Source organism: Nonomuraea aridisoli (assembly GCF_003236395.1).
Classification (GTDB): Bacteria; Actinomycetota; Actinomycetes; order Streptosporangiales; family Streptosporangiaceae; genus Nonomuraea; species Nonomuraea aridisoli.
The window spans coordinates 14,759-27,064 of sequence record NZ_POUD01000107.1; the positions used below are offsets into that span (position 1 = coordinate 14,759).

Below are 12,306 nucleotides of genomic sequence, written 5' to 3' on the forward strand. Positions count from 1 at the left end.
TCACGCCTCCGGGGCGTCGGCGGGGCGCAGGTGGGCGAACCCCTCAGCCGAAGCCGCATACGCGGCGAGGATACCGGCCACGGCCGGGGAATTGTGGATCATTCCCGTGAGGGCCTTGTGGACCGCGTCGTCCAGGGGGACCCATTCGACCGGCATGCCGATCTCCTCGTGGTGGTGGACGAAGCCGTTCTCCTCGTCGGGGATCTTGGTCACGCCGCGGGCGAGGAACACCCGGATGCGCTCGTCGGTCATGCCGGGAGAGGTGCGCAGGTCGACGAGGGTGTGCCAGGTGGCGGCGCGGTAGCCGGCCTCCTCGGCCAGCTCGCGCGCCGCCGTCTCGGCCAGCGGCTCGCCTTCGACGTCGCGCAGGCCGGCGGGCAGCTCCCACAGCAGCCGGCGGACCGGATGGCGGTACTGCCGGATCATCAGGACGCGCTGCCGCTCGTCGAGCGCGAGCACGGCGACGGCTCCCGGATGCACGACGTAGTCGCGGTCGGCGACCTCGTCACCAGGCATTTTGACGGTGTCGGTGACGACCTTGATGACGGGGCCGGTGAATCGATGTCTCGATTCGACCACATCCCACGCCTCGGGCGTGTCTTCGATCCTCACTGGCCCACCCGAGCGCCGACGCGGCTGTCGGCGTAGACCAGGGCGGCGCCGACGAGGCCCTTGAACATGGGGTTGGCCCGCGTGGGGCGGGAGCGGAACTCGGGGTGGGCCTGGGTGCCGATGAAGAAGGGGTGGACGTCGGCGGGCAGCTCGGTGTACTCGACCAGGCGGCCGTCGGGCGACAGGCCGGAGAAGACGAGGCCGACCCGCTCCAGCTGCTCGCGGTAGGCGTTGTTGACCTCGTAGCGGTGGCGGTGGCGCTCGTCGGCCGTGGGCTTGCCGCCGTAGAGCCGGCGGGCCAGGGTGTCCTCGGCCAGCTTGGCGGTGTAGCTGCCCAGGCGCATGGTGCCGCCCATGTCGCGCTCGCCGGCGACGACGTCCTCCTGGTCGGCCATGGTGGAGATGACCGGGTGCTGAGTGTCGGGGTCGAACTCGGCGGAGTTGGCGCCGGCGATGCCGGCCATGTTGCGGGCGGCCTCGATGACCATGCCCTGCATGCCGAGGCAGATGCCGAGCAGCGGGATCTTGTTCTCCCGGGCGTGGCGGATGGCGCCGATCTTGCCCTCGATGCCGCGTACGCCGAAGCCGCCGGGGATGAGCACGCCGTCGACGCCGTCGAGCTCGCGCTCGGCGCCCTCGGGGGTCTCGCAGTCGTCGCTCTTGACCCAGCGGATGTTCACGCGGGCGTCGTTGGCGAACCCGCCGGCCCGCAGGGCCTCCGTGACCGAGAGGTACGCATCCGGCAAATCGATATATTTCCCAACAAGGGCGATGGTGACTTCCTTCGCCGGCCGGTGCACCCGGCGCAGCAGCTGCTCCCACTCCTTCCAGTCGACGTCGCGGAACGGCAGGCCGAGCCGGCGCACGACGTACGCGTCGAGCCCCTCGGAGTGGAGCACCTTCGGGATGTCGTAGATCGAGGCGGCGTCCACGCAGGAGACCACGGCGTCCTCGTCGACGTCGCACATCAGACTGATCTTGCGCTTGATCGACGTCTGCACGGACCGGTCGGAGCGCAGCACGATCGCGTCGGGCTGGATGCCGATGCTGCGCAGCGCGGCCACGCTGTGCTGGGTGGGCTTGGTCTTCAGCTCGCCGGACGGCCCGATGTACGGCAGCAGCGAGACGTGCAGGAAGAACACGTTGTCGCGGCCCACCTCGTGGCGGATCTGCCGGACGGCCTCCAGGAACGGCAGCGACTCGATGTCGCCGACCGTGCCGCCGACCTCGGTGATGACCACGTCGACCTCGGGACCGGCCATGCCGCGGATGCGGTCCTTGATCTCGTTGGTGATGTGGGGGATGACCTGGACGGTGTCGCCCAGGTATTCGCCGCGCCGCTCCTTGGCGATGACGTTGGAGTAGACCTGGCCGGTGGTGACGTTGGCCGAGCCGTGCAGGTCGGTGTCGAGGAACCGCTCGTAGTGGCCGACGTCGAGGTCGGTCTCGGCGCCGTCGTCGGTGACGAACACCTCGCCGTGCTGGAACGGGTTCATGGTGCCGGGGTCGACGTTGAGGTAGGGGTCGAGCTTCTGCATGGTGACGCGCAGACCCCGTGCCTTGAGCAGGCGACCGAGACTGGATGCCGTGAGCCCCTTGCCGAGACTGGAGGCGACACCGCCGGTGACGAACAGATGCTTGGTTTGCGATGCGCTGCGCAAAGGGGCTCCCGTGGCTCGAGGTGTGGTCGAAGTGTCCACGGGCTCTCAGGATATCAAACAACGCCCCTCACATGCCCGAACGGTTCGGACCTAGCGGTAACTTTGGTCCCTATGTCAGTAGTACGGCGGGCTTTGGGTGCGTTGATTCACCGTACCTACGCGGCGATCCGCCATGCCGGCGCGATCACTCCGGCCACCCCGGCGGGTCACCGATTCCGCCGGATCGGCGACGGTGTCAGCATCGCGTTCCCCCCTGGCGCGATCTTCGGGGAGCCGTGGATCGAGATCGGCGACCACACGCTCATCGGCGAGCGCGTCTCGATCTCCTGCGGCATGGGCCCCGGGCTCGACCTCGGCCCCGCCTCGATCCTGCGCATCGGCGGGAGCTGCTCGATCGGCAGGGGCTCGCACATCGTGGCGCACCAGTCGATCGACATCGGCGACCACGTCTTCACCGGGCCGTACGTCTACATCACCGACCAGAACCACGTCTACGACGACCCCGACGTGCCGATCGGCCGGCAGTGGCCGCGCAACAGCCCGGTCTCGATCGGCTCCGGCTCGTGGCTGGGCGCGGGCGCGATCATCCTGCCGGGCACGACGCTCGGCAGGCAGTGCGTGGTGGCGGGCGGCGCGGTGGTGCGCGGCGAGTTCCCCGACCACAGCGTGGTGGCCGGCGTCCCGGCCCGGCGGGTGCGCGGGTACACGCCCGAGCTGGGCTGGCACTCCCCTCTCACGCTGGACGTCTGATCGGGGGATGGACCGAACCCTGTTCTGGCGACTAGCGTCGGTTCATGCGCACCGCCATCTGTGAGCGCCTTGGCATCGAGCTGCCGCTGTTCGCCTTCAGCCACTGCCGCGACGTGGTGGCCGCCGTCACGAACGCGGGCGGGTTCGGGGTGCTGGGCGCGGTCGCGTACTCGCCCGAGCGGCTCGACACGGAGCTGAGCTGGCTCGACGAGCGGGTGGGCGGCCGGCCGTACGGCGTGGACGTGCTCGTGCCGGGCAGGGTCGACCCCTCCGCGCACGACCGGGGCGTCCACCTGATGGACGCCGTGCCCGACCGGCACCGCGACTTCGTCACCCACCTGCTGTCCAAGTACGGCGTCAGCGCCACGGGACGACCCCTGACCGCGGTGGCGGACGAGTTCGGCAGGCGGGTGACGGCGGCGGGCGCGACGAACCTCATCGACGTGGCGCTCCGGCACCGCATCGGGCTGATCGCCAGCGCCCTGGGGCCGCCGCCGCCCGAGATGGTGGCCAAGGCCAGGCAGGCGGGGGTGCCGGTGGCGGCGCTGGTCGGCACGGTCGAGCACGCGCGCCGGCAGGTGGCGGCGGGCGCGGACATCGTCGTGGCGCAGGGCGGCGAGGCGGGCGGTCACACCGGCGAGGTCTCCACGATGGTGCTGGTGCCGCAGGTCGTGGACGCGGTCGCGCCGGTCCCCGTGCTGGCGGCGGGCGGGATCGCGTCGGGGCGGCAGATGGCGGCGGCGATGGCGCTCGGGGCCGAGGGCGTGTGGTGCGGGTCGGTGTGGCTGACGACCGAGGAGGCCGAGACGCCGCCTGCGGTCAAGCGCAAGCTGCTGGCGGCCTCGTCGCTGGACACCGTGCGCTCGCGCTCCCGTACGGGCAAGCCGGCCCGGCAGTTGCGCTCGGCCTGGACGGAGGAGTGGGACGACGGCCCGGAGAGCCCGGGGCCGCTGGGCATGCCGCTGCAGATGCTGGTGGCCGAGGGGGCGATGGCCCGCATCGCCGCGGCGGCGGAGAAGGGCGACCCTGGGGCGGTGGAGCTGGTCAACTACTTCGTCGGGCAGGTCGTGGGACAGCTCGACCGGGTGCGGCCCGCGCGCGAGGTCGTCTACGCCATGGTCAGCGAGTTCGGCGACGCGGTGGAACGGCTGCGGCGTCTGTCGGAGTGACCCCGGGGATCGGGCAAAGGGGCGATACCGGGCTACGATGCGCGTGTGGTCGGGACACCGCCTGAGCTGGAGCGCGGCACCGGCGTACCGGCTCATGTGCAGATCGAGCGGTGGCTGCTGCAGTCGATCTCCGACGGCGAGCTGGCGCCGGGCGACCGGCTGCCCGGCGAGCGTGAGCTGGCCGGGCGGCTCGGCGTGAGCCGGATGACGCTCCGGCAGGCGCTGGCCACGCTGGAACGCGAGGGTGTGCTGCTGCGGGTCCCCGGCCGCTCGGGCGGGGCGTTCGTGGCGGAACCGCGCATCGAGTGTGATCTGACGGGCCTGGCCGGGTTCACCGAGCAGATGCGCCGCGCGCATCTGCGGGCCGAGGCGCGGATCCTGCGCGCGGCGACGGTGCCCGCGCCTCCGGGGGCGGCCCGGGCGCTGGGGGTGGCGGCGGGCTCGCCGGTGCACGAGGTGGCGCGGGTGCGTTCGGCGGGGCGCTCACCGGTCGCGCTGGAACGTTCGTACTTCCCCGACCTGCCGGGGCTGCTCGGCTGCGACCTCACCGGCTCCCTGTACGCGCTGCTGGCCGAGCGCTACGACCTGGAGCCGCGGACGGCGGTCGAGCGCCTGGAGCCGGTGGTCGCGCGGGCCGGCGAGGCGGCCGAGCTCGGCATCGAGCCCGGCGCCCCGCTCATGCTGATCGAGCGCACCGCCTACGCCGGCGACGGGACGCCGGTGGAGTACGCCCTCGACCTGTTCCGCCCCGACCGGGTGCGCATCTCGGTGCGCAGCGGCGTCACGGAACGACCGGGCCCTTGACCACCGTGCCCGGCACCCAGGCGCCCTCGACCTCGATCTCGACCTCCGCTCCCGGGGCGACCTCGGCGGCGAGGTAGGCGTAGGCGATGGAGGCGCGGGCGGTGTAGCCGTAGCCGCCGGAGGTGACCCGGGAGACCACCCGGCCGTCCACGCGTACCGGTTCGTTGCCGAGCGCGACCGCCCGGGGGTCGGCGAGCGTGAGGCAGCGCAGGCGGCGCTCCGGCTCGGGGTCGAGCGCGTCGCGGCCGAGGAAGTCCTTCTCCGGCTTGACGCAGAAGCCGAGGCCCGCCTCGTACGGGGTCGTCTCCGGGCCGATGTCGGCGCCCCACACCCGGTAGCCCTTCTCCAGGCGCAGGCTCTCGATGGCCTTGTAGCCGCCGGCCACCAGCCCGTGCGGCTCCCCCGCGCCCCACAACGTCCGCCAGAGCGCGAGGCCGTACTCGCTGGAGCAGTAGAGCTCCCAGCCGTGCTCGCCGACGAACGTGACGCGCAGCGCCAGCACCGGCACGTCGCCCACGGTCAGCTCGCGCGCCGACATGAACGGGAAGTCGAGCGGATCGGGCGTCAGCCCGGACAGGATGTCGCGGGCGCGCGGGCCCCACAGGGCGAAGCAGGCGTACTGGCCGGTCACGTCGGCGATCCTGGCCGTCGCGCCCTTCCGCGCGGCCTGCTTACGCAGCCAGCCGAGGTCGTGGGTGCCGAACGCGGTGCCGGTGACGACGAGGAACTCGTCCTCGGCGCGGCGGGTGACGGTGAAGTCGCACTCGATGCCGCCGCGGCCGTTGAGCGCCTGGGTGTAGGTGACGGCGCCGACGTCGCGGGCGACCCGGTTGTCGCACACCCACTCCAGCAGCGCGGCGGCGTCGGGGCCGGTGACCTCGATCTTGGCGAACGAGCTCTCGTCGAACAGCCCGGCGGTCGTACGGGTGGCGCGGTGCTCGGCCCCGATCGCGGGCGACCACGAGCGGCCGGCCCAGCCGCGCGGGCGCTCGTCCTCCCCCTTCTCGTCGGCGGCGTAATGGTTGACGCGCTCCCAGCCCGCCTTCTCGCCGAAGACGGCCCCGTGGGCCTGGTGCCAGGAGTAGGCGGGCGAGACCCGCAGCGGCCGGCCCGCCGACCGCTCGTGGCCGGGGTAGCGGATGTCGTAGTACGTCTCGTAGTTCTCGACCGCCCGTTTGACGGTGTACGACGGGGAGCGGTACTGGCGGCCGAAGCGGCGGATGTCCATGTGGGACAGGTCCATGCCGGGCTCGCCCGCGACGATCCACTCGGCCATGACCTTGCCGATGCCGCCCGCGCCCGCGATGCCGTGGGCGCAGAACCCGGCCGCGACGAAGAACCCGCCGACCTCGGTCTCGCCCAGGCAGAACTCGTTGTCGGGGGTGAACGCCTCGGGGCCGTTGATCATCTTGCGGATGCCGACGTCGGCCATCGCGGGGACGCGGATGCGGGAATTTGCCGAAATTTCCTCGAATCTCGGCCAATCTTCCGGCAGGAGACGGCCGTTGAAGTCGGCCGGCACCGCGTCGAAGGAGCCCTCCCCCGCCGTCCAGGGGGCGCACGTGCGCTCGTACCCGCCCATGACCAGGCCCCTGACCTCCTGCCGGTAGTAGACGAGCAGGTCGGGGTCGCGCAGCGTGGGCAGGGCGGGGTGGTCGTGGAAGGCGTCGGTGACGACGTACTGATGCGACATGGGGACGATCGGGACGCGCACCCCGGCCATGCGGCCGATCTCGGCCGCGAACATGCCGCCGCAGTTGACCACGATCTCGCAGTCGATGTCGCCCTGGTCGGTGCGGACGCCGGTGACCCGGCCGTTCGCGGTCTTGACGCCGAGCACGCGCGTGCGGGTCCTGATCGCCGCCCCGCCCTCGCGGGCGCGCGCGGCGAGGGCGTAGCAGAGCTGGGACGGGTCGATCTGGCCGTCGGTCGGCAGGTACGCCGCCCCCACCACCCCCTCCGGGTCCATCAGCGGGAACAGCTCGACGGCCTCGGCCACGGAGATCTCCTCCAGCGGCAGCCCGAACGTGCGCGCCCAGCCGATCTGACGGCGGATCTCCGCCATCCGCTCCGGCGTGGCGGCCAGCTTGATGCCGCCGCACTCCGTCCAGCCGGCGTCGAGGGTGCGGTAGAGCTCGACGGAGTACTGGTTCATCCGGGTCAGCGTGGGGTCGGCGCGCAACTGGCCGACGAGCCCGGCGGAGTGGAAGGTGGAGCCGCTGGTGAGCTCGTCCCGCTCCAGCAGGACGACGTCGCGTTCGCCGAGTTGGGTGAGGTGGTAGGCGACGGAGGCGCCGCCCACCCCGCCGCCGATGATCACGATGCGGGCCGAGTCGCTCATTCTCGGACACTAACCGGCGTACGCGCAAAAGGTCTAGACCGTTTAGGACGGCGGAAGTAGCATCGAGCATGGCCGCGCCCGAGGTCCTCGATCGCATCCCCAGGCTGTCCGGTGTCCCGCGTTCCGTGGAGGAGCTGCCCGGGGGTCTGACCAACCGCAACTACAAGGTCACCACGCCGACCGGCTCCTACGTCGTGCGGGTGTGGGCCAGCGACGGCTCGCTCCTGGGCATCGACCGCGACGCCGAACACCTCAACTCCGTCGCGGCGGCGCGCGCCGGGGTGGGGGCGCCGGTCCACGACTACCTGCCCGACCTCGGGGTGCTGGTGGTCGGCCACCTGCCGGGGCGCACGTTCACCGAGGCCGACCTGCACGACCCGGCCAACCTGCCGAGGGTGGCGCTGGCCTGCCGGCGGCTGCACGCCGGGCCGAGGTTCGTGCGCGACTTCGACATGTTCGAGATCCAGCGGGGCTATCTGGCGATCGTGCGCGAGCGCGGCTACCGCCTGCCGCCGCGCTACCTCGAGTTCATGCCCCTGGTCGACGAGATCCGCAAGTGCCTGGCCGTCCAGGACGAGGGCACCGTCCCCTGCAACAACGACCTGCTGCCGGGCAACATCCTCGACGACGGCGACCGCCTGTGGCTGATCGACTACGAGTACGCCGGCAACAACGACCCCTGCTTCGAGCTGGGCAACATCTGGAGCGAGTCCGCCCTGCCGCTCGGCCACCTGGAGGAGCTCGTCACCGCCTACTACGGCCGCCGCCTGCGCAACAAGATCGCCCGGGCGCGCCTGCAGGGCCTGATGTCCAAGTACGGCTGGACCCTCTGGGCCTCCATCCAGGACGGCGCCAACGAGAGCATCGACTTCGACTTCTGGTCGTGGGGCATGGAGAAGTACGAGCGGGCGGTGGCCGAGTTCACCGGCCCGGCACTGGCACGGCTCATGGAAGAAGCCACGCGTACCGACTGAAACGGGCACACTGGGGGCATGCTCGCCGCTTTGACGGGCCTGGGGCTGTCGACGGCCGCCGGCCTCAACGCCTACATCCCGCTGGTCGTGGTGGGCGTGCTCGCGAACGTCACCGACGCCGTGCGCCTGCCCGACGCCTACTCCTGGTTGTCCAACTGGGGCGTGATCGCGGTGATCGCGGTGCTGCTGATCGCCGAGACGGTCCTCGACAAGGTCCCGGTCGTCGACAGCGTCAACGACGCCATCCAGACCGTCGTACGCCCGGCCTCGGGCGGCGTGGTCTTCTCCGCCACGAACGCCGCCGCCGAGTTCGAGCGGTCGTCCTGGATGGCCGAGAACCCGTGGGCCGGATGGCTGCTCGGCATCGGGGTGGCGCTGGCGGTGCACGTGATGAAGTCGGCGGCCCGGCCGGTCGTCAACGCCGGGACGGCGGGGGTGGGGGCGCCGGTCGTGAGCACGGCCGAGGACGCCGGCTCGCTCGGCATCAGCCTGGCCGCGGTCTTCGCGCCGGTGCTGGTGATCGTCGCGTTGCTGCTGCTGGCCGCGCTCTCGTGTTGGGTGATCGTCAAGGTACGCCGGCGGCGGGCGCTCAAGGGGGCCGGTTCATCCGCCGGTTCATCCGCCGGGCTGACGCGGACTCCCCCGCCAGGCTGATCCGCCGCGGTGACGCCGCCTCCTACGGTGGGCGTCCCGAAGTGAGCGTCACGTGGCCCCCAACCCCTGGCACGCTCACGGGGAGCCGGAGGCCCGGCGGCCTGACCGCCGGGCTTCACGGTGCTTCCTCCTACGTCCGTGCCGGTCCCCTTCGTCCGGGTTCCCGTCGCGCAAGAGCTTGCTCGGCGGGGCGCGCCGGGGAGCGCTCCGGCGGGCTATCCTTCAAAGCGTCGGACCCCAACAGGAGGTGGCGAAGATCAGCGAGTTCCTCGTCGTCGTGCTGGTGATTTTCGCGTTCCTCCTGCTGCTGGGGGGCGTCGGCATCTATCTGCTGGTCAAGCTGGGCAAGAAGGCCGCGGTGAAGGCGAAGCAGGCCTCGACCCGGCTCGCCACCCACGTCAACGCGATGGGCACGGGCGACGCCGCCGAGGTCGAGCGCCTCCGGCTCGACCTGCGCCGCGAGGTGTCCCTCACCCGTCAGGCCGTCGAGCAGGCCCAGCGTGACGGATGGGGCCTGGGCGACCTGCCGCGCCTGCTCGCCGACCTCCAGTCGCAGGCCGACGTCCACGACGCGCAACTCGGCATGTACGCCCAGCAGCGCCGCCTGTCGCCGTACGTCGACCACGCCACCCTCGACCGGCTCCGGCAGCACCAGGCCAAGCTGACGGCCATGTGCGCCCGCATCCGCGCCGACCTCCTGAGCGACCAGGTGCAGCACACCGGGAGCGGCATCGCCGACCTGACCTCCCGCACCGACCTGGAGATCGAGGCCCGCCGCAGCGCCCCCGCCGACCCGCTCGACCAGATCGACGAGCTCTACCGCCGCTCCCTGGAAGACCGCAACGACCGCCCCTGACCGTTACTCGCTGTGACATCATGGATGAGTCACGTGGCATCCACGAGGGGGATCCAATGAGCACAGCGTTGCCGGAGTGGTTCTATCCCGGCCCTCCTGGTGGGTGGACCGCCGACATGCTCGATCACCTTCCCCCCGGCGCGCCTCGGCACGTCGAGCTGATCGATGGGTCGCTCATCATGATGTCGCCGCAGACGGCGTTTCACTTGTACGCAGTTCGGCTGTTCGAAACCCACCTCAAACCGCCGCAGGCTCTGGCGGTCATTCGCGAAATGACCGTGACGCTTGGCCTACGGCAGCGACCCGAGCCCGACATCCTCCTGGTGAACAAGTCAGCGATCAAGGAGAACACGACTTCCTTCAAGCCGGAGGACGTTCACCTGGTGGTCGAAGTGGTGTCAGCCGAATCGATGGACAGAGATCGGACCACCAAGCCGATCAAATACTCCAATGCTGGCATCAAGCACTTCTGGCGTGTCGAAAACGAAAACGGCCTGCCCGTGGTCTACACCTTCGGACTCGAACCAGCGGTCAGGGCTTATGTGCCGACCGGAGTCCACCGCAAACGCTTGCAGACCAATATCGGATTCGATGTGGACATCGATCTCCACCTGGACTGGCCTCCTAGTTAGCGCATCAGGCGTGGCGCCATTCGCGGTAGATGTAGGCGGCGAGTTCCTCATCAGTGGCGCCCTGCCTGGCCATCGCCTTGGTGGCGTGGGCCTGGGCGGTGGTGGGGAGGTGGCCGTCCAGCAGGAGGGGCAGCGACAGGCGCCGTAGCAGCACCTCGGACGCGGAGACCCCGGACGGGCGGCGCGTCACCGCGAGGTTCACCCGCAGTGAGTGCTCGTTCCCCGGTGGCACGCCGGGGCGGTCGATCTCGATGGCCGTGTAGCGGAAGCCGTTCGCCAGGTCGCAAGGTCCGCAGCCGGCCGGTCCCCTGCTCAGTCTGCCGCCGCACTCGGCGCAGGTGAGGCGGTCGTACGCGGCGTCCACCACGCGCCACGGATGCTTGTCGGGCTCGTCGACGACCATCTCGGCGATGAGGCGCTCGTCGGGCGGCTCGGTGGTGCCGAACTCGCGCAGCAGGAACTCCCGCCAGCCCTCCTCGACGATCTCGTCCACCAGCGCCGCGCACCGGGCGCAGTCGTGCGCGCCGGCGGGTTCGTAGTGGCCGCAGTCCGGGCATCGTCGCATGGCCGCACCGTACAGAACGCCGCGTGGGCGGCGCATCGCGTTTTTCCAGCGGGACGGCGTGCGGCGGGCAGGTGGTTAATCGGTTGCGGCGCTCGAAGGGGATCGGCATACTCGGGCGGGCCGGTCAGCGCATGCCGATCGGCGCAAAGCCATGAGCTGCGAGTCACGGGCCGGGAGACATGAGCACCGGCCGGTGAGCTCGGAGCCGAGAGTTCCACACCGCGAGCTCCGACACGTGAGCTCCGACATGTGAGCTCCGGCTCCGGGGCTCCGAGCCGTGAAGGGAGGGTGAGACCGTGACGACGACTGTCCGCGTGCCGTTTTCCGCGTCCCCACACCACCTTCCCACCGGGTGCCCGCTGAGCTGATCCGCGCGCCGGTGGGTCACACGCTTGGAGTCATCCCACCGTGCCGAAGCACTCGCAACACCGCCGCCGCGGCAAGTACGCCCTCGACGCCGACGACATCGACTGGCTGGAGAGCACCCCCGAGGCCGACGACGGCCCGCCGGAAGGCGACCGCTGGTCCACCTGGGACCAGAGCACACCCACGGAGAAGGGGCCGCGACCGTACCCCGGCTGGCTGGTCACCGAGCTGGCCGCCGTCGACACCGAGCTCGGCGTGCTCAAGACCGGCAAAGAGGCCGACGTCCACCTGATCACCCGCGGCGTGCCCGGTACGGAACGGGTGTGCCTGCTGGCCGCCAAGCGCTACCGCGCGCACGAGCACCGCCTGTTCCACCGCGACTCCGGATATCTGGAGGGACGCCGCACCCGCGACGACCGGACGAACCGGGCCATGGCCCACCGCACCGCCTTCGGCAGGCAGGCGATCGCCGCGCAGTGGGCGGTGGCGGAGTTCGAGGCGCTGTGCCGGCTGTGGGAGCTGGGGGTACGGGTGCCGTACCCGGTGCAGATCGTCGGGACGGAGATCCTGCAGGAGTTCATCGGCAGCCCGGACGGGTACGCCGCGCCACGGCTGGCCCAGGTGGCCGACGGGCTCGGCGACCTGTGGGAGCAGCTCGTGACGGCCATGGTCACGCTGGCCCGCGAGGGCCTCGCCCACGGGGACCTGTCGCCGTACAACCTGCTGGTGCACGACGGCGAGCTGCTCATCATCGACCTGCCGCAGATCGTGGACGTGATCGCGCACCCGGCGGGACCGTCGTACCTCGACCGCGACGCCCGCAACGTCGCCACCTGGTTCGCCGCGAAGGGCGTGGCCACCGCCGACCCCGACACCCTCGCCGCCCTCCTCCGGCACGAAGCCGGCCTCCCCACATAGCCCC

At 71.2% G+C, this 12,306-nt stretch carries 12 protein-coding genes; 8 read left to right on the forward strand and 4 right to left on the reverse strand.

The features are described from left to right. Entirely contained in the window at positions 1 to 612 is a 612-nt protein-coding gene (locus tag C1J01_RS24320; protein ID WP_111181284.1) for an NUDIX domain-containing protein, read from the reverse strand. Further along, positions 609 to 2,273 carry a CTP synthase gene (gene pyrG / locus C1J01_RS24325; protein WP_111181285.1) on the reverse strand — a complete coding sequence of 555 codons (1,665 nt, stop codon included), beginning with the start codon at positions 2,271 to 2,273 and terminating at the stop codon, positions 609 to 611. Before pyrG ends, C1J01_RS24320 begins: the two co-directional genes overlap by 4 nt. A 141-nt stretch (positions 2,274 to 2,414) precedes the next feature. On the opposite strand from pyrG, the gene C1J01_RS24330 reads away from it, so the two are divergent. Genes C1J01_RS24330 through C1J01_RS24340 form a run of 3 tightly spaced genes read left to right on the forward strand, consistent with a single transcriptional unit; the run spans position 2,415 to position 4,996 of the window. Further along, complete coding sequence (locus tag C1J01_RS24330) at positions 2,415 to 3,023, forward strand: acyltransferase (protein ID WP_328589667.1); 609 nt, start codon at positions 2,415 to 2,417, stop codon at positions 3,021 to 3,023. 44 nt (positions 3,024 to 3,067) lie between these two features. Further along, positions 3,068 to 4,192: an NAD(P)H-dependent flavin oxidoreductase gene (locus C1J01_RS24335; protein WP_111181287.1), complete on the forward strand. Its 1,125-nt coding sequence runs from the start codon at positions 3,068 to 3,070 to the stop codon at positions 4,190 to 4,192. A 45-nt stretch (positions 4,193 to 4,237) separates the two neighbouring features. Then, positions 4,238 to 4,996 (forward strand): GntR family transcriptional regulator, encoded by a 759-nt coding sequence (locus tag C1J01_RS24340; protein WP_111181288.1) that lies wholly within the window; start codon positions 4,238 to 4,240, stop codon positions 4,994 to 4,996. On the opposite strand, the gene C1J01_RS24345 is transcribed toward C1J01_RS24340, so the two are convergent. Further along, positions 4,974 to 7,337: a GcvT family protein gene (locus tag C1J01_RS24345; protein WP_111181289.1), complete on the reverse strand. Its 2,364-nt coding sequence runs from the start codon at positions 7,335 to 7,337 to the stop codon at positions 4,974 to 4,976. The genes C1J01_RS24340 and C1J01_RS24345 overlap by 23 nt on opposite strands. Positions 7,338 to 7,405: 68 nt before the next feature. Here C1J01_RS24345 and C1J01_RS24350 point away from each other — a divergent pair, with 68 nt between their 5' ends. The 4 genes from C1J01_RS24350 (at position 7,406) to C1J01_RS24365 (ending at position 10,453) form a co-directional block, all read left to right on the forward strand. Then, a complete protein-coding gene (locus tag C1J01_RS24350) occupies positions 7,406 to 8,311 on the forward strand; it encodes a choline kinase family protein (RefSeq protein WP_111181290.1) in 906 nt (301 codons plus the stop codon). A gap of 18 nt (positions 8,312 to 8,329) precedes the next feature. Further along, entirely contained in the window at positions 8,330 to 8,965 is a 636-nt protein-coding gene (locus C1J01_RS24355; protein ID WP_111181291.1) for a DUF4126 domain-containing protein, read from the forward strand. Between the two features lie 247 nt (positions 8,966 to 9,212). After that, entirely contained in the window at positions 9,213 to 9,821 is a 609-nt protein-coding gene (locus C1J01_RS24360; protein WP_111181292.1) for a hypothetical protein, read from the forward strand. A gap of 56 nt (positions 9,822 to 9,877) precedes the next feature. Next, the gene (locus C1J01_RS24365) at positions 9,878 to 10,453 is read left to right on the forward strand and encodes a Uma2 family endonuclease (RefSeq protein WP_111181293.1); all 576 of its coding nucleotides are present in this window, start codon (positions 9,878 to 9,880) and stop codon (positions 10,451 to 10,453) included. Positions 10,454 to 10,457: 4 nt separating this feature from the next. Here C1J01_RS24365 and C1J01_RS24370 read toward each other — a convergent pair whose 3' ends face one another. Beyond that, complete coding sequence (locus C1J01_RS24370) at positions 10,458 to 11,018, reverse strand: hypothetical protein (protein WP_235854636.1); 561 nt, start codon at positions 11,016 to 11,018, stop codon at positions 10,458 to 10,460. A gap of 408 nt (positions 11,019 to 11,426) precedes the next feature. Between C1J01_RS24370 and C1J01_RS24375 the strand changes: the two genes are divergently transcribed. Beyond that, positions 11,427 to 12,302 carry a serine protein kinase RIO gene (locus C1J01_RS24375; RefSeq protein ID WP_111181294.1) on the forward strand — a complete coding sequence of 292 codons (876 nt, stop codon included), beginning with the start codon at positions 11,427 to 11,429 and terminating at the stop codon, positions 12,300 to 12,302. Positions 12,303 to 12,306: the final 4 nt, after the last annotated feature.